Genomic DNA, 24852 nt, shown 5'->3' on the forward strand with positions numbered 1-24852 from the left:
TTATTTCAGCGCCGTGGGACAAGGCCCCATGAGCGATCGAGATCGAAAATCACGCTTCAAGGGTCCGAAAACAGGCGGACGCGGCGGCGACCGTGACCGCGAACGTCAGGGAAGCCATCAGGGCGGGCAAGGGAAACCGCAGGGCGGGCGTCCCTCCTGGCGCGACCGCGATGCCAAAGGAGCCTCGAAGGGGCACGGAAAGGGCGACGGCCCGGTCGTCCTTTATGGCTGGCACACCGTCGTCATGGCGCTGGCCAATCCCGAGCGCCGTATCCGCAAGCTGTTCGCCACCGAGAACGTCGTCCGCCGGCTGACCGAAGAGAAAATCGACACCCGCGTGCCGCCGGAACTGGTGCATCCGGGCGACATCGACCGCCGCCTCGGTCCGGATGCCGTGCATCAGGGTCTGCTCGTCGAAGCGGATCCCCTGCCCGGCCTGCATCTCGATGAACTGCCGCAGGACGGCATCGTGCTGGTGCTCGACCAGATCACCGATCCGCACAATGTCGGTGCGATCCTGCGCTCGGCCGCAGCCTTCGGCGTCAAGGCGATCGTCACCACCGGGCGGCACAGTCCGGAAGCAACGGGCGTGCTGGCGAAATCCGCCTCCGGCGCCCTCGAGCTTGTGCCGATTGTCGAAGTTCCGAACCTGCACCGCGCGCTCGGCGAGATGAACGACGCGGGATTTCTGACGGTGGGCCTCGACAGCGAAGGCCAGCACAATCTCAGCGCGGTGCCGTTGCACGCGCCGTTGGCGCTGGTGCTCGGGGCGGAAGGCAAAGGGCTGCGCCAGTTGACGCGTGAAACCTGCGGCCTTGTCGCGCGCATGGACATGCCCGGCGCGATCAAGAGCCTCAACGTCTCGAACGCTGCCGCGCTGGCGCTCTATATCGGTGCGAGCCGTCTCGGCCTGATGGGCTGACGTTTCAACGGGATCAAACAAACCGCCCGCCTGCACGATGCAGGCGGGCGTTGTTGTCTCGACGTTTAAGTCGAACTCAGAACTTGTAAGTGTGCGGCTTGTTGTGGCCGGGGCGAGCACCGCGCGGGTTCATGAAATGCGGGTTACTGCGGGTCACGCGCGGACCATACGACATCGAACGGCCCGGAGCATAGAAGCGCGGCGCGTAACCGGAACGGACAGCGTGTCCATAACGATAGCTTGGACGCGCGTAGTACCGCGACGTGGCGCGATACGGACGGTAATGGGAGCGGTAGCCGCGATAATGATGGCGGCGGTGGAAGCGATAGCTGTAGACCGCCGGTCCCTGCACGTCCGGCGCGCCATCGTAATAGTGGCTGGTCGCGTTGCCGTAAGGGCCGCCGTCATAGCCGTAGCGATAGGGCCTGCCGTAATAGCGAGAACCGATCACCGCACGTTCCTGATAGGTCGGCACCGGCGCGTAGTTGCCCGGTCCGGTGAAGGTCGGGCCCTGGTTGACCCAGTAGTACTGCGGACCTGCCGGATCCGGCAGACGCTCGCGCACTCCGTAACCATAGTCATAACCCTGATAGCCATAACCCTGATAGCCATAGCCGCTGTAACGGTAACCACCGCCGCACGGGTCGATCACCGCACACGCCTGCGCGGGTGCCGTCGCCATCGTCGCGGCAAACGCCGCTCCCGCAATCAATCCTGCAATCGTCTGACGCATTACTCTCTCCTGTTGGACTCTTTTTTGTTTGGTTGTCTGTTATTTCAGATCGGGCCGGAAACCATTTGGCCGATAGCTGGGGCGCGGCCGCGGCGCTTCGATAACCACCGGATTGTCGGGGATGTCGTAGTGCGGCTGCGGCGCCGGCGGTGCGGACTGCGCGGACCACGAACGGTGGTAACTCTCCGCCGGCTCCGACACGCGGCGAGGCTGCTCGATCTCAAGACGGCCATAGCCCGGTGTGCGTCCGGCGGTCGGATAGTAGTGACCGACTTCGCGGCCGATGTAGCGGTCCCAGCCGCCATAAACGCGATCGGCATTCTTGAAATGCTTGGCCAGACCCCACTCGCCTTCAACGATGGCGTAAGACGCGTCGCGCCCGTTGATCATGACGGGAACGCCGGCGCGGCCGGGAATCACGATCAGTGGCCCGGTGTCGGCCAACGCCGCCGCCGAGGTTCCGATCAACAGGGTCAGTGCGATGATAGTGCGCATGAAACGAGCCTTCGATTGAGGCGCCACCCTAATCCAGCCCGCACTTGCAGGTGTTAAAGGGCCGCTCCAATCGTCAGGTAAGCCTAACGCGTAAGCATCAGACGCCGTTCAATTGTGAGGAATTTCAATAAGGTTTTGGAAAGTTGAAGGTTAACGGACGATCCCGTCCGGCCCTCAGAACCGCGGCATGACGCCGGTTGGGTGATTTGCCATGCTCATGTAAAAGACCGGCGCAGACATGACGTCGCATACCGATAAGGAAATCGAAAATGAGTGCAGGGCAGCCGAGCGAAGCCGAGCTCAAGGCCATCCAGACGACCGCCGGAGACATATTCGCGCTTCTCACAAAGCTCCCGTACCCCGCTCATGCGGCCAATGCGCTTTGCATCGCGAACGTCCTGGTGCTGGAGAAGGCCGCCGAGGCTTCGACCGACAAGGCGGGCCTGGCCCGAACCGTGTCGTCCGAAATGGGCGAAGCCATTTTCAACATGTGGTCGGCGCGGAATGTGAAGGCCTGACCGCGGGCGAAATGGCCAGTGTGTGGTGCCGGTTGAGAGGATTGAACTCCCGACCTTCGGTTTACAAAACCGCTGCTCTACCGCTGAGCTAAACCGGCACGGGGGAACAGCTATCAGCGCCGCCGCGCCGGGACAAGACCGCAGACAGCCGCCGGGGCCAGGTCCCGGCAGCCGCCCAAGAAAATTGCCGCCCACCCAATTAGGGCAGCGCGGCAATTTTATCGGCAGCCCGAGCGAAATTACTTCTTCATTCCGTCTTTCGCCACGCCATCCTTTTTCATGCCGTCATGGCAGCACCGCTGGTCGCGCCGGCCTTGTTGATGCTCTTCGGATCGGAGGGATTCGTTCCGCTGGTTCCAGCCTGAGGCGCATTGGTCATTCCCGGATCGGATGGGTTCTGCTGCGCCGTCTGCGCCGACACAAAACCAGTCGCCACGACCAAAGCCGACGCAGCCGAACTTGCTGTCAATTTCCGCATCAATTGTTCTTACCCTGTTTCGTTTCACCTACTAGCCGTCAACAATGCGCGATGTTCCAAATACGCGGCCGGTTTTTCCGATTTGCGCCGCCGCGTATTTTGCGTCACCAATGTCCTTAACAGCAAGAACATGGGCATCGCGTCGGTGCACAACGGAGATTTCCGATGAGCGAGAGTGGCGGATTTCGCGCGCACCACAAATACATGATCGCTGCGGTCGGCGTGATCGCGGTTCTCGCCTTCCTTTACAACCTCGGTGTTTTCGACATCTGGTCGACCGAGCAGCTCGCCAAATAGCGCGGCGCCGGGCGCGGAAAATTTTCGCGGCCACTTGCCCCGAACAGCGAAATGCCCTGTGAATTGCGTGGAAAAGCCGCTTCGCCTTGGAACGGTCACGGTCTCGTCACCGTTACTGACGCAGGTATACCAGCGATTCAGTCAAATCGGATGAGGCGATCATGACTTTGGTAAAGCGACATGACGACCGCTATGAAAATGCACTGGATGACGTTATCGCCCAGTGCGGCGGTGACACGCGAGGCGCGTTGATGGCCCTCTTGGCCGCCAACGAATATCTTGAAGCGCAATTGCACAATCTGCACGCCGCCATCGAAACCGGCGAGGTTCCGTTGCGGTCCGAAAAGATACCGCTTCACCTGCTAAATTGACGCGCACGAATAACAATTGTTCCCGGAACATAAGCGAGCGGTTTGGGTTCTTCCGTTTCAATCGATTTGTTGAAAGGAGAATCCAATGATTGCGAAATATATGGCGACGGCTGTACTTGGAACCGCATTGATCGGCGGTGCAGCTTTCGCACAAACGGCAACAACTCCCGCATCTCCTGACACCGCTGCTTCACCGCCGGCCGCGTCCTCGTCAGCGATGAATGCGATCAGCCTCAAGGACAACTGGCGCGCTTCGAAGCTCGTCGGCCTTGCGGTCTACAACGACTCCAACGAGAAGCTCGGCGATATCAGCGAAGTCCTGGTCGACAAGAGCGGCAAGATCAACGCCGTGATCATCGGCGTCGGCGGCTTCCTCGGCGTAGGCCAGCACGACATCGCGGTATCATTCGACAAACTGAAATGGGTCAACGAGCCTGTTCGGGCGGCCTCGGCCGACCGCACAACGCCCCCCGGTTCGCCGGCTTCGTCGTCCACCACCGCAAGGCCGTCGACAACAACGGGCGCGGCGGGCAGCGGAGCGGCCAGTGCCACCAGGGATAACTGGTATCCCGACCACGCAATGATGAGCGGCACGAAGGAGCAGTTGAAGGCCCTTCCTGCGTTCAAATATTCGGATGCTAAATGACAAAGGCAGCTTGATGCTGTCTGACGTCTAAAGACGTACGGCCGGATTCAGTTCAACGAACTGGATTCGGCCGCTCGCTCTTGCGAGCCATCACCGACAGGCCGCCGGAATTTGTCGCCTTAGAGATAGGCGCTCAGGCACCACGCATTGAGCCCAGCCGCGACCGTCAGGGTCAGGACCAGCACCGTATCGACGGCGAAGTACTCAGTGGGGACCATTCTGAGAATCATCTTTGTCATGCGGTGATTTCAACGCCGACTCCGGCAAAGAGTCTCGCGCATTGTTTTTCGTGAGTCCCCTTGCCAGTTTTGCCTTTTCGAGTCCGATTCTCTCTCCCTCCCCGCGCCCGGGCACCGGTGTTGTGCGGCGCAGTGTTGTCTTGCGCCGATTAAACCGCACAATACGGCTGCAAAGGGCTCCGGTCGTCGGACGGCTAAGCCCCAGAACAACAATGAACCGGGCCCCCCCCAAGGACCGGCCTCCGGAGACCCACATGTCCGCTTCATCTCCCGCCAAGAAACTCGAAAAGAGCCTGATGAACGAATTCCCGCCCGCGCGGGACAAACTGGTGACGCTCGCGAACTGGCGCACCCAGCCTTATAGCGACTGGAGCTTCCACAACGTTCGCCGGCTGCTGCCGACGGCAGACATCGCCGCCTCCGCAAATCCCGCTCCGCTGGAAAGTTCGCCCGTTGAAATCGGTCACGTCGCATTCGACGGGATCGGCGGCAAGGCCACGACGCTGCGCGAGGCGCTCCGCACAACCAACACCAAAGGCTTCGTGGTTCTCCGGCGCGGGCGGATCGCAGCCGAATGGTATGCGAACGGCATGGACGCGCGGACACCGCACATCGTGTTCTCGGTCAGCAAGTCGATCTGCGGCGCGCTCGGCGGAATTCTCGCCGACAAGGGCTTTCTCAACCCGAACCGGCCAGTGACCGACTACGTGCCGGAAGTCTCGTCCTCGGTTTATGGCGGCTGTTCGGTCCGCCACCTGCTCGACATGTCGGTGGGCATCGCGTTCACCGAGGATTACGTCGATCCGGACGGCGACGTCGCCCGTTACCGCCGCGCGGTCGGATGGGATGCCATCAAGCCGGGCCAGAGCACCATAGCGCTGCGCGAATATCTCTCGACTCAAAAAGCAGACGGCAAAAAACACGGCGACACGTTCCATTACGTCTCGACCAACACCGACCTGCTCGGCTGGGTTTATGAGCGCGCCGCCGGCCGCGCCCTCTCCGACCTGCTCAGTGAATATCTCTGGAAACCGCTCGGCGCGGAAACCGACGCCTATGTCACGCTGGATTCGGAAGGCGCGATGCGCGCCGCCGGCGGAATCTGCGCCGGGCCCCGCGATCTCGCCCGGTTCGGAGAAATGATCCGACAGCGCGGCGTGGCGAACGGCACGCAGGTGGTGCCGGGCTGGTGGATCGACGACATCAATGACAACGGCGATCCGGCGGCATGGGCGCGCGGCGAATTCGCCGAGATGTTTCCTGATGCGGCCTATCGCAGCAAGTTCTACCAGATCGACCGCAAGCGGCGCACGCTGTGCTGCATCGGCATCCATGGCCAGTGGATCTATATCGACCCGATCAGCGAACTTGTGATCGTGAGGGTCGCCGCAGAACCGATCCCGCTCGATGTGGAGAACTACCGCGCATGGCGGCGCGGCTTCGCGGCTATCGTTCAGCATTTCTCGTAGCGGCGGAAACGGCGCGGGCTCAGCGCGTCAGCTTTTCCATTTCCGGAAACGGCGCATAGGTCGCGCCCTCGCAAAGTTCGGCGGCGTCCTCGATCATGCGATCGAAACGCCCGTCAATATACATTGCGCCGCGTTGCTTCACGCCGGCATAACCGCCGTCCGTTCCACGCGCGTTGAAACGCACACAGGCCACGTAGCGAAGACGGCCGCCGACCGTCTTCTGCGCAGGCTCCGCGATGCCCGCCTCGCGCACGCCGCGCGGGTCGTTCAGATAGGTGCGAAGAAATGCGAGCAGCTCCGGCCGATAGTTCGCAGGATATGGCTGGTTCTCCACGCCACGATCGGCCGTATAGGACAGACCGTCATTGCCGCCGGTCCACGCGCAGCCGCCGACGCCGAACGCAAACAGCAGGATCGCGGCGCGCCGCGCATATGTCACCAATTTGCAACGCATCGGGATGAAGTCCGCAGCCGTGAGTATCGCATTGGGTTTCTTAGACATTGCGGCATTGACAAGGCAAGTCACCGCAGCTTGATTGGGACCACGGCACAGGTGCCAGCGCAAGCTGGCCAATAGGGAATTCGGTGCGCCGTGCAGGTTGCCCCGCCGCTCTTTCGGCGAATGCATCCTTCAAGGCTATTCCGGAGCTGCCCCCGCAACTGTCAACGGTGAGCCGTTGTCCAACATGCCACTGAGCGAAGGCTGATCAGCCCGGCTTGGGAAGGCGGACAACGGCGACGATCCGCGAGCCAGGAGACCTGCCTGTACCGGTCATCCTTCCGTCGCACGGGGCGTGCGAAGGGGCGGCATTTCCGCAGCGGTGACGTGACGTAACTGTTGCGGAGGTTCGGCCGATGGCCCGTTTCCTCAGTCACGACGTGAAGTCCGGCAGCGTCCGCTCGCCGGATATCGTCATGCCTGCGCGCGTTTTCACCGCGCCTCCGCGATCACATCATCGGCGGGGCAACATCGTGACTCTTTTTTCTGATCATTTTCCAACAACGAAACTGCGGGTTTCGTTCGCAGTGGCGTGTCTTGCGGGCACCGCGCTCGTAAGCCCCGCTCTGGGGCAGACTGCGGGCGGGCAGTTGCCGCCGGTCAACGTCGACGCGAGTCGCGTGTATGGCGGCATCGTCGGCACGTCGTCGTCGGTCATCACGGCGGAGGATATCGCGCGCGCTCCCAACCAGACGATCCAGGATGTGCTGGCGACGATACCGGGCGTCCAGCTCACGAACATTTTCGGCGCCGTCAACGGCACCGGCTCGACCGTAGATCTTCGCGGGTTCGGCGCATTTGCGTCTTCGAACACGCTCTTTCTGATCAACGGTCGGCGTCTCAACGAGGCCGACCTGCAGAGCGTCGATCTCTCCACCATTCCGGTTCAGTCGATCGAGCGGATCGAGGTGACGCGCGGCAACTCAGGCGCGGTGCTGTATGGCGACAACGCCGTCGGCGGCGTCATCAACATCATCACAAAAACCGGCGCCGGCATCGGCAAGCCGGTGTCCGCACGCGCCGAAGTCGGCGTCGGGTCTTACGGCCAGCGCGAAGTCAATGGATCGTTCAGCACGAACTCCGGCCCGTGGTCGACTGCGGTGTTCGGCAATGTTGTTCATTCCGACGGATACCGGGTCAACAACAAACTAAACCAGCAGAACGGCGTCGGCGAGATTCGCTACGCGACGCCCGAGTTCACGGCGTTCCTGAATCTGTCTGGCGACAACCAGCGTCTTGGATTGCCGGGTACGCGCGCGAATACGTACTTTAAAGATCAAACCTTTCCGCCTCCCCCTCCCATTAATCAACTAGCAGGCGACCTGCGTGCGACATCGACGCCGAATGACTACGGCAAAAAGCAGGGCGTCAACGTCACGACCGGGTTCACGAAATCGTTGTGGGCCGGCGCAGAGCTGATCGTCGATGGCGGTGTCCGCAACAAGAAGCAACAATCCGGCTTTTTCGGCGACCCGGACTATGCGTTGTCGTTTCCCGGGGATCGCTTCCCCTTTGCCTATGTCGATTCCGATCTGACGACATGGTCGATCACGCCGCGCCTCAGCATGAAGAATACATTCGGCAGCATCACGTCGAGCATCCTGACCGGCGTCGATTACTATGACTCGCGTTACGCATCGAACCGCAGCTACACAATCTCGGACCCACCCAACCACGTCTACAATCTCTCCCAGCAGACCCTCGCGGGATACTTCCAGCAAACCCTTGGCCTGCTGCCGAGCACCGACTTTTCCTATGGCGGACGCATCCAGCAGTTGAACCTGAAGGCGCGTGACACCTACGATCCCACCGCACCGGCAGGAAGCCTGCTGGCTCAGGCCGCGCCGCTCGACAAGGAAGAGAGCCACCACGCGCTGCACATCGGCCTCGAACATCGCTTCAACGAAAACTTCGCCGTCTTCGGACGGGCTGCAAGGGCGTTCCGCACACCCAACGTGGACGAACGCGTCGTGACCGGCCCGGCGTTCGGAAGCGCGTTTCCATTCCCGCCGATTGCCCAGAACTTCCAGCTCAACACCCAGACGTCTCACGACATCGAAGGCGGCATCCGTATCCACGGCGGCCCGCTGGATATTCAGACCAGCATCTACGACATGCACCTGAAGAACGAGATCCACTTCAATCCGGTCGCATTTTACAACTACAACCTCGATCCCACGCATCGCTACGGCTCCGAGACCAGCGCGTCGCTGCGGATCAACGAAGCCTTCAGGCTCAAGGGCGGCTTCGCCTACACCCGCGCGGTGTTCGAGGAAGGACAGTTCACCGGCAAGGATGTTCCGCTGGTGTCGCGACTGACCGGGAGCGCCGGATTCTCGTGGAACGTCTGGCAAAAATACGCCGTGCTCGACATGACGGCCCGCTTCTGGAGCAGCCGCCGTCTCGACAACGATCAGGCCAACAAGGAAGGCTTCATCGGAGCCAACGCCACCATCGATCTCAAGCTGAGCGGCGAAATCGATCGCTTCTTCTGGTCGGCAGCGGTGATCAACCTGCTGGACACCCATTACTACGACTACGCAATCGCCAGCGCGTTCACGCCCGGTTCTTACGCAATCTATCCCCTGCCCGGCCGGACCTTCATGGTGAAAGCCGGCATGGCGTTCTGAACCGCGTACATCGCCACCAAACAGCCCGGCCCGCGCTCATCTCACGATGGGCGCGGGCCGTTCTTATTTCCGAGAACCGCCTGGATGCGGGGGCTATGCAAATGCGGCCACGGAAATATCAAAACGTCAGAAGGGGATCAGCCCTTCTTCTGCACGGCGATGTGCTTCGCAGGCGCCGTGGACGAGATGTGTTTCTTGCTCACGACAGCGCTGGTCTTCTTGTGCGCCTTGTGATGCTTGACCTTCTTCGCCTTCACTTTCGCGTTCGCGTTCGCAACCGACGGCTTCAGGGTTTCGGACTTGGCGGCAGGCGCCGTTTCGGTCTTCATGACGGTGGCAGCCATGGCAGGCGCGACAATCATTGAACCCGCAACAAGGGCGGCAGAAATGATCTTCAGCATGGGTCTCTCCTGTCGTTATGCGATCGCCGGGTGGGCCGGTCGGATGGCCGGGTCGCCGATCGTCGAACAACCCTAAAATCGCCGCGCTGAACTCAATCTGAAGCGGGCCGATGGCCTTCGTTCATCTGGATGACATTTTGGCCATGTGCCAAAGCATTGCAGCCGTTGGCCCCGGGCGCTTGAAACCCCGCATCCGGAACATCCGTAGCTGGAAAAATATGCCGTGACCGCCGGGAATGTTCGAACCACTTGGGGGTTCGAACTGACAGGATAGGACAGGTTTGATAGTATCGGTTTAGCCCACTAGCGGAGTCCGAAATGAACAATTCGATCATGAGACAAGCCTCACTGGCCCTTCTTGTTTCCGCTTTTCTCGCGGCGACCGCACTTCAGCAGGTGCAGGCCGCGGGCTCGGATACGCCCTCACCCCCTCCTGCCTCCGACACCAAATCGTCTCCTCCAAAGGATAAGAAGAAGGGCAACAAGAAGTCGTCGATCGAGAACCCTGCTTTCATTCAGGGCTATCGCGCCGCCTACGCGACGATCTATGAGAACAACGACTACGCCGCCGCGATTCCGCAGCTCAAGGCGCTGGGTCAGGACGACCGGGCCGATGTCGCCAATCTGATTGGGTACTCCTACCGCAAGCTCGGCAACTATGAACTCGCGAGTGCGTGGTACGAGCGCGCGTTGAAGGCCGATCCGAACCACGTCCGCACCTGGCAGTATTACGGCCTGTGGCAGGTCGAGCAAGGCAACCGCGAACAGGCGAAGTATCACCTCGCGAAAATCGAAACGCTCGCGGGCCGCGACAGCGTCGAGTACCAGTCGCTTGCCACCGCACTGACCAGCGGCCAGACATCCTACTGACCTGACTAACCGGCGGCGCACCGGGCAACACACCCGCGCCGGCATTTTGGTTAGCCGCCTTGGTTAATTGACGGCTCAAGCCTCCGCAGGTCGGCTCCCCGGCCGCGCGGGGCTGTTTGGCGCAGGCGATCGCGCCTCGACAACACCGGAAAACCTCGTATAGACGAAGCCCGCGCGCGTCATGTCATCGTGCCGTGCGCTTTTCAGGGCTGGGCCGATCCGGGATGACGACGCCGAAGAAATACGAGCGCATTGCTTTCGTGGCAGGTCCGAGCGCGGAGGCCCAGCAGGCCCTCGCCCAGTTGACCACCACCTATGGCAACCGGCCGGCTGACGATGCCGACGTAGTTGTGGCCCTCGGCGGCGACGGCCTGATGCTACAAACGCTGCACCGGCACATGCGTTCCGGCATTCCGATCTACGGCATGCATCGCGGCACCGTCGGCTTCCTGATGAACGAGTTCAGCCCGCACGCACTGGCCGAGCGGCTGGAGGCGGCGAAGCTGACCGTCATCAATCCGCTGCTGATGCGCGCGACCGACATCCACGGCACGGTGCATATCCATCACGCCATCAACGAGGTTTCGCTGTTCCGGCAGAGCCACCAGGCCGCGCGGCTGCGGATTCTGGTCGACGAACACGAACGTATGGCCGAACTGATCTCGGACGGCATCATGGTGGCGACGCCTGCCGGTTCGACCGCCTACAACCTGTCGGCGCAAGGCCCGATCCTGCCGATCAACGCAGCGCTCCTTGCGCTCACGCCGATCAGCCCGTTCCGCCCTCGCCGCTGGCGCGGTGCGCTGCTGCCCAATACCGCCTTCGTCGTTTTCGAGGTGCTCGAAAGCGACAAGCGCCCGGTCGCGGCCGTCGCCGACCATGACGAGGCCCGCGACGTGAGGCGGGTCGAGGTCATCGCGGACAAGACCATCTCGATCCGCATGTTGTTCGACCCCGGCCACAGCCTGGAAGAGCGCATTCTCAGCGAGCAGTTCGGGTTTTAACCCCTTGGCCCGCTTGGATAACTATTCGTTAACGGCGCCCCGATATAGTTAACGCCGGGTGTACCTTTTTTGGTGCGCCGTCTCGGGCTGCGCATGATCATTATTGATTTCAACAAGCTGCGGTTTCTCGTGTGCGACGACAATGCGCACATGCGGCGCATTCTCCGCACGCTGTTGCATTCGTTCGGCGCGCGCGAAGTCTACGAGGCCGAAGACGGCGCCACCGCGCTTGAAATGTACAGCCACTACGTTCCCGACATCGTCATTTGCGACTGGTCGATGCCGATCTTCGATGGACTCGAGCTTGCGCAAATGATCCGCCAGCCCGACGGCGCGGGCAATCCCTACGCGCCGATCATCATGCTCACCGGTCATTCCGAGAAGCGCCGCGTCATGGTGGCGCGCGACGCCGGCGTGACGGAATTTCTTGCAAAGCCGATCTCCGCCAAGGGGCTTTATCAGCGCATCCTCAACGTCGTGGCCAACCCGCGCCCCTTTATCAAGACCAAGAACTATTTCGGGCCGGACCGGCGCCGCAACACCAACAATGCCTACATCGGCGTCGAACGGCGCAACGGCGGCAAAGCCGACATCATGCAGCAACCCTCGCTGCTCGATAAAGCCCGCTCAGGCAGCTAGGAAAAAAGATGTCGCGCAAGAAATCACCCGAGATCAAGGTCGAGACCTTCGCGGACTATCAGGTCATCACGCAGCCCAATCCGCTGCGCAAGATGGTCCGGCATTCCGACGAGAAGGAACTGGACGATCCGGTCGCGCGGGCCGAACAGGCGCTTGCCGACCTTTCGGGCGAATTCAATGACTGGATGCACGTGGAGTGCGAGCGGCTGAGCGCGGCACACACGGCGATCCAGAACGAGGGACTGAGCGGCGAGAACCGCGAGGAACTGTTCCGCGCGGCGCATGACATCAAGGGCGGCGCCGCGACATTCGGTTATCCCACCGCCGCCGCCGCTGCCGAGAGCCTGTGCCGGATCATCGAACACGCGCCTGATCTCGCCAGGGTCCCCGACAACCTCATCATGCATCACGTCAATGCCATCCAGGCCATTGTCCGCGAGCAGTCCAAAATCAACGCCGTCGGCGTGGCGGACGAACTGAGCAGGCGTCTGCGCGGCGTCGCGGACGAGTATCTCATCCGGGCGAACCGCGACCGCCCCGAGCATCTCGAAGCGATCCTTGCGCCGAGCATCGTGCCGGAAGGCTGATAACGGATTTTGCTGCCGTCATGCCGGGCTTTTCCCAGCCATCCACGACTTGCTGGAAAAACGTAGATGCCCGGGACCAGCCCGGGCATGACGCAATCTTGAATATTGAATCCTACGCCGCGATCAGCCGGTCGTCATAACCGTAGTCGTCGCCGTATGCATCATACTCGACCGTTTCTGCGTGTGCGTGATGCTCGACATATTCATGATACCCATCATCGCTCTCGATCACTTCAAGAGCAGCATGGGCGGTGAGCGTCTCGACGAAACCTGTCGCCACAAGATCATCGGCGACGAGTTCATCGCAGAACACGCGCGCTTCCTCGCGCGCCGACTCCGTTGCGAAACGCCGCAGCAGGATCAGCAGGGGCTCGGACACCGTCTCCGATGTTTCGCATCGGGTCAGAACCCGCTCGACCATGCGGCGGCGAAGCCGCGTGGCGCCGCCAACCGTTCCGACGAAGCCGATTTCATGACTGGCCTCGAGCGCTGCGCGGAAAGCCTGATAGGTGGATTCCGGCAGACCCGCCTTCGCAAGCAGCGCGTTGAGGCTGACGCCGCCGCGATCATGCACGATCGCAGCGACACGGCTGCGCGGCAGGCCGGACAGTTCCACCAGCGATTCCTCGAACAGTTCGGTGTTCCCCGACAGCAGCGCACGCAGGATCAGCCCGACATTAAGCTGGCCGACGGAGCGCAGATGGCTCACGAGCGCGGTCATGTCGTCGCCGCGCGTTCGCGCCGCGATGTTGACGGTGGAGCGTTCCATGGCCTCGGTTGCGATACGCTGGGCGCGATCCGGATTCATCCATTCGCGCGCCGTCACGAACTGCGCGAGCGTGCCCGACAATTTCTGGGCCAGCGTCAGGCGGAGCGCGGCGGGCAAATCCTCAAGCGTCAGCAGCGACTCGCGGATGGCGGCAAGATGGCCATGCCGGTCGGCGATGCGCACCAGCGAGAACGGCACAAGCTCCGCCGCCGGATTTTCGATCATTTCAAGTGTCGCCGACGGACACCCGACTTCCGCGATCGCCGCGCAGACCGACGCCGGCAGATCGAGGCGGCGCGCGATGGCGCATTGGGTGTCCGAGTTTCCGGTCGCGACGATGTCCACCAGATCGGCATCGAGCAGCAGCGGAGAATTCTCCAGGATCGGCATCGCAACCGACGCCTGATCGATCGCAAGAGCGGCGACGATGGCGGACGGCGCGTCAGCCGAATAGGCGAACACCTCGGCCATCGCCTGCCGGACCAGCGGCGAAGCGTCGTCGAGAAGCATCAACAGCGCGCCTTCTGCGGCGGCGCGATCGTCTTCCGACAAATCCGAAATGAGCCAGGCGCGCGCCAGACACCGCGTCGCCTCTGCACGCTCCCCTGCGGGAGCATTACGAACCCAGGTAATAAACTGCCGAACGATCATGTGTGTTCCGGCTTACGCAACATGCCAAGACATCGCGACGCGACGCCACTGTTAGAAAACGTAAACCATGACACTTAAGAAAGCGTTCACCATAAACCGCTGCGGTTGTTGAGGTTTTGTTAACCGGGTGGCCGTGGGTCGAACTCAGCTTTCAACGACGCGGCGGATCAGCGCGACAATGGCGGCCTTGTATTGTTCGGCATCTTCACCTGCATCGATGGCGAGCGCGGCGCGGTCGAAGGCGGCGGACAACAGATCGGCGAGCGCCGCCAGCGGCACGGACGATGAAGCGTTTGACTTCATCGCCGCTTCAAGTCCGTCGCGCAGCGTACGCGCGGCATTGTCCTCATCGAGTTGTTTCATCTCCGCCGGTCCAAGCACCGACGGCCCTTCGATCAGCAGCAATCGCGTCCGACCCGGTACGCGCATGACATCGAGATAAGCCGAGCTCCCGGCCAGCAGCGCATCGATGGGACGCAAACCCGCGGGCGCGTTTTGCTCGATCGCAGTCGCCACCGCGAGCGCCTCGTCCATGACGACGGCCCGAAACAGCGCGCGCTTGTCCTCGAAGTGATGATAGAGCGCGCCGCGCGTAATGCCCGCGGCGGCCGCGATGTCCGGCGTGGAGGTTTCCCCGTAGCCCTTGTCGACAAAGAGCGCCCGCGCCGCCTGTATCAGGGCCGCCCGGGTCTGCTCGGAACGGTCGCGATTGGAGCGCGGCGGATCTTTAGGCTCGAGACCTTGCATACATACAGCCTGTATGTTATTTCCTATAAACATACAGACTGTATGTCAATTGGCAAGGGATGACCATCATGAAAATCACGAGCTACTACCCCGTCATCATGACCCGCGACGTCCCCGGCACCACCCGGTTCTACACGGCGCATTTCGGCTTCGAGGAAGCATTCCGGAGCGGCTGGTACGTCCATCTGCGATCATCAACAGACCCCTCGGTGAATCTCGCCGTCCTCGACGGCAGTCACGAAACGATCCCCGAAGCCGGCCGCGGGCGGGTCTCGGGGCTGTTGTTGAATTTTGAAGTCGAAGATCCGGACGAGGTTTACGCCAGGGCAAAGGCGGCGGACCTGCCCATCCTGATCCCGCTGCGCGACGAGGCGTTCGGCCAGCGCCACTTCATCACGTCGGACCCCAACGGCGTCCTGATCGACGTCATCAAACCGATCCCGCCAAGCGCGGAATTCGCCGAACTTTACGCAAAGGATTCGCTGCCAACGTGAGTCGCATCAAGGACCTGCGATTCGAAGCTGAATCGAAGTCTCAGCCCTGAAACGCGTTCCAGAACATCGACAGGCCTGCGACCAGCATCAGGCCCTCCATCAGAAGATGGAAGGCGGACGCATCGAGTTTCATCACCACGCGCTTGGCGATGAATGCGCCGACGAACAGCGACGATCCCGCAATCAGTCCCTTGAGCATGATATCCGGAGGCAACGCATCGAGGCGCTGAAACGTGATCGCCTTGCTGACGTAGACGGCGAGCGAGCTGGCCGCCTCGGTTCCCAGCAACGGCCCCCTGATCAGGCCGTATGACACAAAGATCGGAACCGTCATCGGCCCCGTCGATGCGACGATGCCGGTGAGATACCCCATGCCCGCCCCGACGACAGCAAGCGACCACAGCGGCAGCGTAAAATGACGCGCGGCCATCCAGCGGCGAAAGGGGATCATCAGAATGAAAAACACGCCGATGGCGATGTCCACGAAACCTGACGGCAACGCGAGCAGCGTTCTCGCGCCAAGCGCGGCGGCCGGAATCCCCGGAATGGAGTAAGCGGCGACCGCGCGCCAATCCACGTCGCGCCACCACGCCATGATGCGCGCGAGGTTCGCCATGATCGCAGCGATGGCCATGATCGGCACCGCCTGCTTCGGCCCGAACGAATAGGCCAGCACAGGCAGCAGCATGATCGACGTGCCGGTGCCGACAATGCCGCCAAGAATGCCGGCGAAGAGGCCGACGATGAGGACGAAGACGTAGATCAAGGGGATGGGCCTGTGCCGATCGCGAAAGGCGACTCACCCAGCATTGTCATCATCGGGAGCCGAACCGGCAACCGGTCTCTTCAGGCAATCTCATCCGCTAAATATGCCGGTGGTGTCGCTGAACAATCCGAGGCCTTGCGGCGCATCAGCCTTTGCAGCGCCGCCCTGCGCGACTGGCGTCGCCTTGCCCCACAGATCGCGCACGGTCTGGGACACAGGCTCGGGACGGTCGCCCGTCTGGTACAGTGAACGGAACATCGGCGTGCTTGCCGTTTGTGCGGAAGCGACCTGCATATTGGCGGTGGCGGGCGCGCGGACCTGGGGAAAGCTCGACAGATAAGCGGCGTTGTCGACCGGCGCCGCGGCCATGCGCGGCTGACCCGGCGTGACGCCCGCCGATGCCATCGCGGTGCGCGCCACCTGGGAATTCGCCGCGGTTTCATAACGCGACGTCAGCACCGAATAGACTTGCGAGACGCTGCGCGCGCTGCCGTCACGGTTGTAGAAGATCGAGCGGTTGGCAGCAGCAGCACTTGGAAACAGTGCGGGACCGGACACGCCGGGACTGTCCTCTGCCTTCGAGATCAGTTTCGACGCGCCGCCGACGCCCATGAAATGCGCGATGTAGAGTTCGCCGTCGGTCGGGCGGCGGCCGATCGCGCCGGTCAGCTTGAAGCTGTTGGATTGCGTCAGCACACCCGCCATCGCGGCATTGGCGGCGGGATCGTCGCGCAGCTTGAGGATCTCCTCGCGCGTGGACGGATCGCTGACCGAGTAGCTGCCCGACGAAGACTTCGAGATGGCGTCGGCATATTTGCCGAACCCGAACGCGGCCCCCGCCTCTTTCACCGTGCCGAGCCAGGTCTGCTCGATGAACTGGTAGAGCCCCCGCGCCGATGACGTGGAGGCCTGCGCCTTGGGATTGAGATTGGATTCGATCTTCGCAGCCGAGATCAGATACTCGAAGCTGGCGCCCGTTGAATCGGCGGCACTCTTGATCGTGCCCGCGATTTTCGCGCGCGCAGACTCAAGCCCAGTGGCGATGGTTGAAGTATCGACAGCCATGTTGGGTGCCCGCTCCCCAGGAACCTCATGCAACGTGCCGCATTTATGGTTAACGAGGAGTTAACAGCCTCTCAGCGATACACCTTCGCCGGGTCGAACACCTTGTCGGCATCGACAAAGGTCAGCTTCGCCTCTCCATCCGCGCCCGTGACGGCGCGGTAGAAGCACGAGCGCCGTCCCGTGTGGCAGGCAGCACCCGTCTGCTCGACGCGAATCCATACTGCGTCCTGATCGCAGTCCATCCGCATCTCGACCACGCGCTGGACGTGGCCGGAGCTTTCGCCCTTCTTCCAAAGTGATTTGCGCGAACGGCTGTAATACCAGCCCTCCCCCGTCTCGATGGTCTTGCGCAACGCTTCATCGTTCATGTGAGCGACCATCAGCACGTCGCCGCTGGTCGCGTCGGTGGCGACGCAGGTCACAAGTCCGGACGCGTCGAACTTGGGCTGGAATGTCAGCCCCTCTTCGACGTCATGAGAGTGTGTGTGCGATGAAGTTGCAGTCACGTCGGCACCCTTGATCCTGGGAAGGCGTCAAGCCTTCCCGCAAGGAAGCCTTATACGCCGCGCACCATGTTGAGGAAACGGTTCTGCTCGTCGGGATTGTCCTGGAAAATCCCGGTGAAGCGTGTGGTCAAAGTCTTCGCGCCTTCCTTGGCGATGCCACGCACCGACATGCAGGTGTGCTCGGCTTCCATCACCACCGCGACGCCGCGCGGCTTGAGGATGGCGTTGATCGCACCGGCCACCTGCGCGGTCAGATGCTCCTGGGTCTGCAGGCGGTGCGCGAAGGCATCGACCAGACGCGCCAGCTTCGACAGACCCACCACGCGATCCACCGGCGCGTAGGCGATGTGCGCCTTGCCGTAGAACGGCATCACGTGATGCTCGCAGTGCGAATGGAAGTTGATGTCGCGGATCAGCACGAAATCGTCGTAACCTGCGGTCTCGCCGAACGTGCGATCGAGGATTTCAGCGGGGCACTGGGCATAGCCCTGAAACAGTTCGTCATAGGCTTCGACCATGCGGCGCGGCGTATCGAGCAGGCCCTCGCGGCTGGTGTTCTCGCCGATATAGGCCAGCAGCGTCTTCACAGCTGCCTCGGCCTCGTCGCGGGACGGACGAACCAGACCGGGATCGAGCGCTGCCGCCATGTAGTCTGAAGCAGGAATTTCGGATTTTTCCGCCGGCTTGCCGGTGCGGATTGGCTTGATGATCGCGTCCATGTCGTCTCCGTTCGACCGGCCCGCATCCACAACAACCCCAAGAAGGGCCGAAATGGAGGGCCGGAGTGTCACCGGTCAGCCGCAGCAGCCAAATCAACCGCCGGACGCCTATCCCGCATGATTGCAGCAAATCCGGGAAAATCCGTCTATATTCCCCGCAATGCTGAAATGCAGGCCGTTCATTCCTGCATCTCGGTCATTATATAGGCTTTAGGTCCCCGACCGCCAAGGGTCGGAATGGGTTGCAGACCGGCAACAGCCTCATGCAAGAGCGAATTCCTCTGCCATGCTGAACGACATCTACAACAAGAAAATCATCGAATTGGCGGGCAATATCCCGCGTCTGGGGCGGCTGGCCGACCCGGATGCCTCGGCCACGGCCCACTCCAAGCTCTGCGGCTCGACCGTCAAGGTCGACCTCAAGATGCAGGACGGCGTGGTCAGCGATTTCGCCCATGACGTGAAGGCCTGCGCGCTGGGACAGGCCTCCTCCTCCATCATGGCGCGCCATGTGATCGGCTCGAGCGCCGACGAATTGCGCACGTTGCGCGAAACCGTCCGCAAGATGCTGAAGGAAAACGGCGCGCCCCCTGAGGGTAAATGGGCCGACGTGGCCATGCTGGAGCCGGTGCGCGACTACAAGGCGCGCCATGCCTCCACCCTGCTTACATTCGATGCGGTGGTGGATGCCGTCGGGCAAATCGAGACCAAAGCCGCGAACGCGAAGCTCGCCACTGCGCAAAGCTGACGGGTTATTTCCGTTCTGATACGGCCGGAGCCGTGCCACCTGTCGGCACATGCGCTTCGGCGGTCTTCGTGCCCGGTACAGCCCGCGCGCTCTTTTCAAGAATCTCGCCGCTGCCTGCGAAACGATCCTGGATCGCTTTCGGCGCCACGCTTCCGGTGGTCTCCGCAACAGCGTCCCTCGGTCCCTTCGCATCGGCAACCGTATCCATGGTCACGAGATTGGTCAGGCGCAATTCGTCAGCCGACAACTGATGCAGAACCTCCCACGGCGGGATGCTCAGCGCGAGCGACAGAAGATCGCCGCTGCCGCCCATGTCGAACGTGTATTTCGCAAGCCGGCCGATATCGCGCTGAACGATCATCAGGTCGTCCGCCGAATAGGTCGCGGCCTTGGCGTCGTCGGCGCGGTCGCCCATCCATATCTGATGCACACGCACATGCGCCTTGTCCGGCACGGTGCGCGTCTGACCGGACAGCAGCAGGAACACGCACATCGACTCGCAATAGGCTTCCGGGATGATGTCTCGCGCAACGCCGCCCGCAGCTTCCCTTTCGACGACGATGCCGACGGTGGTGCGCATACCGAGGCCGCGCCAGCGCCGCCCGAGTTTGATCGCGTCCAGCACCGAGCCGCCGCTGGAATCCAGCACCACGGTTGCACCCTTGAGCGCGCGGTCGCTTGCGAATGTCTCGAACTTCGCAGGCGTCTCGGACGTGATGACGCCAACCGCGCCGATCCAGCCGACGCAATCCTGCTGGCACCCCGGTTGCGCGGCGTGCCAGGTGAAATCCATCGGGAGTTTGCGGAGTTCGAGAGTGGCCGCGGCGCGCGCCGTGCCACCGAGCGTGGCGGAGCCAGGCAGCGCGAGACAAATGGCAGCGGCGCAAAGTCGCGCCAAGCCGCTCCATGTTAGCGACCTCACGAGAGACACTTGGTTCCTTCCCCGCCCCAAAGCAGTCACGGTACCGAGTCGCACAACGAATCTGTCATGCAGATGTTATGAAAAGCGTAGTGGCGGCAGGATTTGTCGTCTATGCGACTTTTGCTGCGGCGCAGTCAAAATCGCGATAATTTGATGAGTGTGACGGGAAAGACAACAACTCATGGTTCCATGATTGGGAACCCGTCATTGTGACGCCGACGATTTCGGCAACCGCCAACAAATTCGACATGACATCCGGCTAGCAGCGACATGAAACATTCGGCCCGATGCCCCGACTGTGCCGGCGGACTTCAGAATCTGCCGCGCAATGCCGGCCGCGGCATGATCTGGATCTACCGGCATACACTGTCGCCGCTGATCGGCTACAACTGCCGCCACCTGCCGACCTGCTCGGTCTATGGCGACGAAGCCATCGCGCGATACGGACTGTGGGCCGGCGGCTGGATGACACTGGCGCGCCTATTGCGCTGTCAGCCATGGGGCACCTCGGGCATCGACAACGTGCCGGATGCCGTTTCGGCTAACGCACGCTGGTATCTGCCGTGGCGCTATGCGCGCTGGCGTGGCGTGAACGACGGTACCGACGGAAAATAAAGCGGTCAGCTTCGGCGCGAGAGAACCACCGACCCCAGCGCAAGCACAAGGAAGCCTACGCCGACATAGCCGATAGCGTAATACATCTCGTGCGCGAACAGCGCGCCGCCGATGCCCGAACCGATAGCCTGACCGATATAAAGTCCCGACGTGTTCAGCGACACCGAGGCGCTCGCGAACAGCGGCGCCGCGCCCGCGAGCCGGACCTGCTGCATCGAGTTAGCCGGCGCGAAAGCAAACCCCCAGGGAATCATCGAGGCCAGCATGACAGGCACGATGCCCGCACCCAACGCCCACATCGTGATTCCGAACAGCAACAAAGACATCGCGGTCAGCGATGTGCGATAGGCACCCCACGTATCGACCACGCGGCTGGCGATGACGTTGCCGATGAAACCCATGACGCCGTAAATGCCGAACGCAATGACCGCCAGTTGAGAACTGCCGCCGAGCTTGGCGAACAGCGGCCCGAGATAGGTGAATACCACGAACTGCCCGCATGTCTGCAGCACGGTGATCAGCAGCAGCAGCAGGATCAGGGGATTACGCGCGAGATCGCCCCACGTCTTGAGATCGACCGGCGTTCCCACGAGACCCGCGGGAATGCGCAAGATCAGCATCGCAAGATTGATCAGCGCGATCACGCCGATGCCGGTATATGCGACGCGCCAGCCGACATGGTTCGCGACATAGGCAATCAGCGGCAGGCCGATCGCAAGCGCCAGCGACCAGCCGAGGAACACATAGGACATCGTGCTGCCGCGCCGCTCCGGCGGCACCATCATCGCCGCCGCGCCCGCCGCCTGCGGCGTAAACAGGGCCGCGACCGCAAGCATCGCAAGACGCACGATCAGCAATGTCGCGTAGTTCGGCGCGAGCGCAGAAGCGAACTGCGCGGCGGCCATGATCGCCACCGTCACCGACAGCAAAATCCGCCGGTCGAAGCGGCTGGTCAGCCATGCCGCGAGCGGCGAGCCGATGCACAGCACGATCGCGCCGAAGGTAATGAGCAGACCCGCTTCATGGATCGAGACGCCGAACTCCTGCGACAATTCCGGCAACATCCCCGCCGGCGCGAGGATGCTCACGCCGGTGACGAAGTTGCCGAGCATCAGGGACGTGGGGGCGAAGCGTTTCACGCCGCGGTGTTAGCAGACCGCGCATTTGATGCAAGTGCATGAAAGCTATGCGCACGCTCGCTTTAAGGATTCCGGGGCATAACCACCGGGCAACAGACGATTGCACCACCCGAATCCGCTGCTATACAACGGTCCCACCGCTTACCTGCGCCCGTTCGCAGGAGTGAGCCACAGGAGAACGACATGACCGACCAGAATCCCCCCGCGTCCGGATTGAAGTACAGCCTCGCAAATCTGAAGCCCGTCGAATCCACCAAGGTGACGGTTACCTTCCCCGACGGCGCGGCGCGCGAATTCCCGAAGAACACCACCGGCCTCGACATCGCCAAGGGCATCTCGCCTTCGCTGGCGAAGCGCACCGTCGCGATGGCGCTCGACGGCGAAGTGACCGATCTTGCCGATCCGATTTCGCGCGACGCGAAAATCGAATTCATCAACCGCGACGATCCCCGCGCGCTGGAACTGATCCGGCACGATGCCGCGCACGTGCTCGCCGAAGCGGTGCAGGCGCTGTGGCCCGGCACGCAGGTCACCATCGGCCCGGTGATCGACAGCGGCTTCTATTACGACTTCTTCCGCAACGAGCCTTTCACGCCGGAAGATTTTGCCGCCATCGAAAAGAAGATGCGCGAGATCATCGCGAAGGACACGCCTTTCACCAAGGAAGAGTGGTCGCGCGACCGCACCAAGAAAGTGTTCGCCGACAAGGGCGAGAACTTCAAGGTCGAGTTGCTCGACGCCATTCCGGACGATCAGACCATCAAGATCTACAAACAGGGCGAATGGTTCGACCTTTGCCGCGGACCGCACATGACCTCCACCGGCAAGGTCGGCAATGCCTTCAAGCTGATGAAGGTTGCGGGCGCGTACTGGCGCGGCGACAGCAACAACCCGATGCTGACCCGCATCTACGGCACGGCGTTCGCGAAGCAGGAAGAGCTCGACGCTTACCTCAAGCAGCTTGAGGAAGCCGAAAAGCGCGACCATCGCCGCTTGGGGCGCGAGATGGACCTGTTTCATTTCCAGGAAGAAGGCCCCGGTGTCGTGTTCTGGCACGCGAAAGGCTGGACCGTGTTCCAGGCGATCATCGCCTACATGCGCCGCCGCCTTGCGGGCGACTACGATGAAGTGAACGCGCCGCAGATGCTCGACAAGTCGCTGTGGGAGACCTCCGGCCACTGGGAATGGTATCGCGAGAACATGTTCGCGGCGCAGTCGGCCGGCGACGAAGCCGAAGACAAGCGCTGGTTCGCCATCAAGCCGATGAACTGCCCCGGCCATGTGCAAATCTTCAAGCATGGCCTGAAGAGTTACCGCGAACTGCCGATCCGCATCGCCGAGTTCGGCGTCGTGCATCGCTACGAGCCGTCCGGCGCGATGCACGGGCTGATGCGCGTGCGCGGCTTCACGCAGGACGACGCGCATGTGTTCTGCACCGAGGCGCAGCTTGCCGAGGAATGCCTCAAGATCAACGACCTGATCCTGTCGACCTATGAAGACTTCGGCTTCGTCGGCGAACTGACGGTCAAGCTCTCGACCCGGCCTGAAAAGCGCGTCGGCACCGACGAGGCGTGGGATCACGCCGAGACGGTGATGACCAAGGTGCTCGAGCAGATCGCGGCGCAGGGTCACAACCGCATCAAGACCTCGATCAATCCGGGCGAAGGCGCATTCTATGGGCCGAAGTTCGAATACGTGCTGCGCGACGCCATCGGCCGCGAATGGCAGTGCGGCACCACGCAGGTGGACTTCAACCTGCCGGGCCGGTTCGGCGCGTTCTACATCGACGATCAGTCCAACAAGGTGACGCCGGTGATGGTCCACCGCGCTATTTGCGGATCGCTGGAGCGCTTCACCGGCATTCTGATCGAGCACTTCGCGGGGCACTTCCCGCTTTGGCTCGCTCCGGTGCAGGCGGTCGTCACCACCATCACGTCGGACGGCGACGACTACGCACGCGACGTGCTGGCCGCCTGCCGCAAGGCCGGACTGCGCACCGAGATCGATCTTCGCAACGAGAAGATCAACTACAAGGTGCGCGAGCACTCGCTGGCGAAGGTGCCGGCGCTGCTCGTGGTCGGCAAGAAGGAAGCCGAAAGCCGCAGCGTTTCGATCCGCCGTCTCGGCAGCGAAGGCCAGACCGTGTTGCCGCTCGACGAAGCATTGAAGGCGCTGGTCTATGAAGCGATGCCGCCGGACCTGAAGCGGGCCAACGCCTGAATCTGCGAATACATTTATGAGCCCTCTCTTTAGAGGGCTCATAAACTGTACACCTTGTTATCGCGGACTGAATTTCCGATATCAGCCTCGCGCGTCGCCGCGATGCGCCTCACCCCGGATTTGCCATGCCCGATGCACTCGATCTTCTGAAAACGCGGCGCTCGCTGAAGCCGTTCGACATGACCGGCCCCGGCCCCTCGCCCGCCGAGCTTGAAACGATCCTGACGATCGGCGCGCGCGTACCCGATCATGGCAAGATCGCGCCGTGGCGCTTCATCGTGTTCGAGGGCGACGCGCGCGCGAAAGCGGGCGAGATTTTCGGACGCGTCTTCCGCGCCAAGAACGTCACCGCGACCCCGGACCAGGTCGAGGCCGAGAAGAAACGCTTCACCCACGCGCCGCTCGTCATCGCGGTGGTGAGCAAGACCTCGCATCATCCCAAGGTGCCGTCGTGGGAACAGGAATTATCGGCAGGCGCCAGCGCCATGAACATCGTCCATGCCGCGCACGCGCTCGGATACGTGGCCAACTGGCTGACCGGCTGGATGGCATTCGACCGCGATGTGCTCGACGCGCTTGGATTGAAGCCGGACGAGAAGGTCGCGGGCTTCATCCACATCGGCAAGGCCGAGCGCCCCACCGACGACCGCCCGCGCCCCGCGCTCAGCGAAATCGTGACGCGATTCTAAAGAC

29 protein-coding genes, 1 tRNA gene and 1 riboswitch are annotated in these 24852 nt (G+C 62.1%); of the genes, 16 read left to right on the forward strand and 14 right to left on the reverse strand.

The window, feature by feature from the left end; all coding sequences use genetic code 11:
- Positions 1 to 28 precede the first annotated feature (28 nt).
- Positions 29 to 922: a TrmH family RNA methyltransferase gene (locus AC07UB_RS22285; protein ID WP_492790023.1), complete on the forward strand. Its 894-nt coding sequence runs from the start codon at positions 29 to 31 to the stop codon at positions 920 to 922.
- Between the two features lie 76 nt (positions 923 to 998).
- Here the strand turns inward: AC07UB_RS22285 and AC07UB_RS22290 are convergent, their stop codons facing one another.
- Complete coding sequence (locus tag AC07UB_RS22290) at positions 999 to 1655, reverse strand: hypothetical protein (protein WP_492790024.1); 657 nt, start codon at positions 1653 to 1655, stop codon at positions 999 to 1001.
- A gap of 39 nt (positions 1656 to 1694) precedes the next feature.
- A complete protein-coding gene (locus AC07UB_RS22295) occupies positions 1695 to 2150 on the reverse strand; it encodes a hypothetical protein (protein WP_492790025.1) in 456 nt (151 codons plus the stop codon).
- Positions 2151 to 2419: 269 nt separating this feature from the next.
- Here AC07UB_RS22295 and AC07UB_RS22300 point away from each other — a divergent pair, with 269 nt between their 5' ends.
- A complete protein-coding gene (locus AC07UB_RS22300) occupies positions 2420 to 2668 on the forward strand; it encodes a hypothetical protein (RefSeq protein ID WP_492790026.1) in 249 nt (82 codons plus the stop codon).
- A gap of 23 nt (positions 2669 to 2691) precedes the next feature.
- Here AC07UB_RS22300 and AC07UB_RS22305 read toward each other — a convergent pair.
- Positions 2692 to 2766: transfer RNA gene (locus tag AC07UB_RS22305), tRNA-Thr, on the reverse strand.
- Between the two features lie 179 nt (positions 2767 to 2945).
- Complete coding sequence (locus AC07UB_RS22310; protein WP_492790027.1) at positions 2946 to 3146, reverse strand: hypothetical protein; 201 nt, start codon at positions 3144 to 3146, stop codon at positions 2946 to 2948.
- Between the two features lie 165 nt (positions 3147 to 3311).
- On the opposite strand from AC07UB_RS22310, the gene AC07UB_RS22315 reads away from it, so the two are divergent.
- From AC07UB_RS22315 to AC07UB_RS22330, 4 genes are all read left to right on the forward strand, one after another.
- A complete protein-coding gene (locus AC07UB_RS22315; RefSeq protein ID WP_492790028.1) occupies positions 3312 to 3443 on the forward strand; it encodes a hypothetical protein in 132 nt (43 codons plus the stop codon).
- Between the two features lie 161 nt (positions 3444 to 3604).
- Positions 3605 to 3814 (forward strand): hypothetical protein, encoded by a 210-nt coding sequence (locus AC07UB_RS22320; RefSeq protein WP_492790029.1) that lies wholly within the window; start codon positions 3605 to 3607, stop codon positions 3812 to 3814.
- Positions 3815 to 3899: 85 nt separating this feature from the next.
- The gene (locus tag AC07UB_RS22325; RefSeq protein ID WP_494654941.1) at positions 3900 to 4460 is read left to right on the forward strand and encodes a PRC-barrel domain-containing protein; all 561 of its coding nucleotides are present in this window, start codon (positions 3900 to 3902) and stop codon (positions 4458 to 4460) included.
- Between the two features lie 493 nt (positions 4461 to 4953).
- On the forward strand, positions 4954 to 6168 hold the full coding sequence (locus AC07UB_RS22330) for a serine hydrolase domain-containing protein (protein WP_494654943.1): 1215 nt from the start codon (positions 4954 to 4956) through the stop codon (positions 6166 to 6168).
- Positions 6169 to 6187: 19 nt separating this feature from the next.
- Here AC07UB_RS22330 and AC07UB_RS22335 read toward each other — a convergent pair whose 3' ends face one another.
- Positions 6188 to 6622 (reverse strand): hypothetical protein, encoded by a 435-nt coding sequence (locus tag AC07UB_RS22335; protein WP_494654945.1) that lies wholly within the window; start codon positions 6620 to 6622, stop codon positions 6188 to 6190.
- An 80-nt stretch (positions 6623 to 6702) separates the two neighbouring features.
- Positions 6703 to 6949: riboswitch (cobalamin riboswitch) on the forward strand.
- 74 nt (positions 6950 to 7023) lie between these two features.
- On the opposite strand from AC07UB_RS22335, the gene AC07UB_RS22340 reads away from it, so the two are divergent.
- Complete coding sequence (locus AC07UB_RS22340) at positions 7024 to 9297, forward strand: TonB-dependent receptor (protein WP_494654947.1); 2274 nt, start codon at positions 7024 to 7026, stop codon at positions 9295 to 9297.
- A gap of 137 nt (positions 9298 to 9434) precedes the next feature.
- Here the strand turns inward: AC07UB_RS22340 and AC07UB_RS22345 are convergent, their stop codons facing one another.
- Positions 9435 to 9698: a His-rich protein BRANT gene (locus AC07UB_RS22345; RefSeq protein WP_492790034.1), complete on the reverse strand. Its 264-nt coding sequence runs from the start codon at positions 9696 to 9698 to the stop codon at positions 9435 to 9437.
- Between the two features lie 318 nt (positions 9699 to 10016).
- Here AC07UB_RS22345 and AC07UB_RS22350 point away from each other — a divergent pair, with 318 nt between their 5' ends.
- The 4 genes from AC07UB_RS22350 (at position 10017) to AC07UB_RS22365 (ending at position 12798) form a co-directional block, all read left to right on the forward strand.
- On the forward strand, positions 10017 to 10568 hold the full coding sequence (locus AC07UB_RS22350; RefSeq protein ID WP_492790035.1) for a tetratricopeptide repeat protein: 552 nt from the start codon (positions 10017 to 10019) through the stop codon (positions 10566 to 10568).
- A 224-nt stretch (positions 10569 to 10792) separates the two neighbouring features.
- Positions 10793 to 11572: an NAD kinase gene (locus tag AC07UB_RS22355; protein ID WP_494654950.1), complete on the forward strand. Its 780-nt coding sequence runs from the start codon at positions 10793 to 10795 to the stop codon at positions 11570 to 11572.
- 93 nt (positions 11573 to 11665) lie between these two features.
- A complete protein-coding gene (locus AC07UB_RS22360) occupies positions 11666 to 12211 on the forward strand; it encodes a response regulator (protein ID WP_492790036.1) in 546 nt (181 codons plus the stop codon).
- 8 nt (positions 12212 to 12219) lie between these two features.
- Entirely contained in the window at positions 12220 to 12798 is a 579-nt protein-coding gene (locus AC07UB_RS22365; RefSeq protein ID WP_492790037.1) for an Hpt domain-containing protein, read from the forward strand.
- 112 nt (positions 12799 to 12910) lie between these two features.
- Here the strand turns inward: AC07UB_RS22365 and AC07UB_RS22370 are convergent, their stop codons facing one another.
- Together AC07UB_RS22370 and AC07UB_RS22375 are read right to left on the reverse strand one after the other, a co-directional pair.
- Positions 12911 to 14218, reverse strand: coding sequence for a DUF2336 domain-containing protein (locus tag AC07UB_RS22370; protein WP_492790038.1), 1308 nt, complete (start codon positions 14216 to 14218; stop codon positions 12911 to 12913).
- 144 nt (positions 14219 to 14362) lie between these two features.
- Complete coding sequence (locus AC07UB_RS22375; RefSeq protein ID WP_492790039.1) at positions 14363 to 14965, reverse strand: TetR/AcrR family transcriptional regulator; 603 nt, start codon at positions 14963 to 14965, stop codon at positions 14363 to 14365.
- A 68-nt stretch (positions 14966 to 15033) separates the two neighbouring features.
- Between AC07UB_RS22375 and AC07UB_RS22380 the strand changes: the two genes are divergently transcribed.
- Positions 15034 to 15459, forward strand: a complete 426-nt coding sequence (locus AC07UB_RS22380) for a VOC family protein (RefSeq protein WP_492790040.1) — start codon at positions 15034 to 15036, stop codon at positions 15457 to 15459.
- 40 nt (positions 15460 to 15499) lie between these two features.
- Here AC07UB_RS22380 and AC07UB_RS22385 read toward each other — a convergent pair whose 3' ends face one another.
- The 4 genes from AC07UB_RS22385 to folE all read right to left on the reverse strand — a co-directional run bounded on the left by AC07UB_RS22385 (position 15500) and on the right by folE (position 18515).
- Positions 15500 to 16225 (reverse strand): sulfite exporter TauE/SafE family protein, encoded by a 726-nt coding sequence (locus AC07UB_RS22385; RefSeq protein ID WP_492790041.1) that lies wholly within the window; start codon positions 16223 to 16225, stop codon positions 15500 to 15502.
- 90 nt (positions 16226 to 16315) lie between these two features.
- Positions 16316 to 17290 carry a lytic transglycosylase domain-containing protein gene (locus AC07UB_RS22390; RefSeq protein ID WP_494654954.1) on the reverse strand — a complete coding sequence of 325 codons (975 nt, stop codon included), beginning with the start codon at positions 17288 to 17290 and terminating at the stop codon, positions 16316 to 16318.
- Positions 17291 to 17361: 71 nt separating this feature from the next.
- A complete protein-coding gene (gene hisI / locus AC07UB_RS22395) occupies positions 17362 to 17796 on the reverse strand; it encodes a phosphoribosyl-AMP cyclohydrolase (RefSeq protein WP_494654956.1) in 435 nt (144 codons plus the stop codon).
- A gap of 50 nt (positions 17797 to 17846) precedes the next feature.
- The gene (gene folE / locus AC07UB_RS22400) at positions 17847 to 18515 is read right to left on the reverse strand and encodes a GTP cyclohydrolase I FolE (protein ID WP_492790044.1); all 669 of its coding nucleotides are present in this window, start codon (positions 18513 to 18515) and stop codon (positions 17847 to 17849) included.
- Between the two features lie 286 nt (positions 18516 to 18801).
- On the opposite strand from folE, the gene AC07UB_RS22405 reads away from it, so the two are divergent.
- Positions 18802 to 19263, forward strand: a complete 462-nt coding sequence (locus AC07UB_RS22405; protein ID WP_494654958.1) for an iron-sulfur cluster assembly scaffold protein — start codon at positions 18802 to 18804, stop codon at positions 19261 to 19263.
- Positions 19264 to 19267: 4 nt separating this feature from the next.
- Here the strand turns inward: AC07UB_RS22405 and AC07UB_RS22410 are convergent, their stop codons facing one another.
- On the reverse strand, positions 19268 to 20161 hold the full coding sequence (locus AC07UB_RS22410; protein ID WP_494654959.1) for a COG3904 family protein: 894 nt from the start codon (positions 20159 to 20161) through the stop codon (positions 19268 to 19270).
- A 294-nt stretch (positions 20162 to 20455) separates the two neighbouring features.
- On the opposite strand from AC07UB_RS22410, the gene yidD reads away from it, so the two are divergent.
- Positions 20456 to 20800 (forward strand): membrane protein insertion efficiency factor YidD, encoded by a 345-nt coding sequence (yidD, locus tag AC07UB_RS22415; protein WP_492790047.1) that lies wholly within the window; start codon positions 20456 to 20458, stop codon positions 20798 to 20800.
- Between the two features lie 5 nt (positions 20801 to 20805).
- On the opposite strand, the gene AC07UB_RS22420 is transcribed toward yidD, so the two are convergent.
- Positions 20806 to 21912 carry an MFS transporter gene (locus AC07UB_RS22420; protein WP_492792651.1) on the reverse strand — a complete coding sequence of 369 codons (1107 nt, stop codon included), beginning with the start codon at positions 21910 to 21912 and terminating at the stop codon, positions 20806 to 20808.
- 210 nt (positions 21913 to 22122) lie between these two features.
- Here AC07UB_RS22420 and thrS point away from each other — a divergent pair, with 210 nt between their 5' ends.
- Positions 22123 to 24159 carry a threonine--tRNA ligase gene (thrS, locus tag AC07UB_RS22425; protein WP_492790048.1) on the forward strand — a complete coding sequence of 679 codons (2037 nt, stop codon included), beginning with the start codon at positions 22123 to 22125 and terminating at the stop codon, positions 24157 to 24159.
- 125 nt (positions 24160 to 24284) lie between these two features.
- Positions 24285 to 24848 carry a nitroreductase family protein gene (locus tag AC07UB_RS22430; RefSeq protein WP_492790049.1) on the forward strand — a complete coding sequence of 188 codons (564 nt, stop codon included), beginning with the start codon at positions 24285 to 24287 and terminating at the stop codon, positions 24846 to 24848.
- Positions 24849 to 24852 lie beyond the last annotated feature (4 nt).

The sequence above is a fragment of the Afipia sp. GW821-FHT04G03 genome, assembly GCF_059419985.1.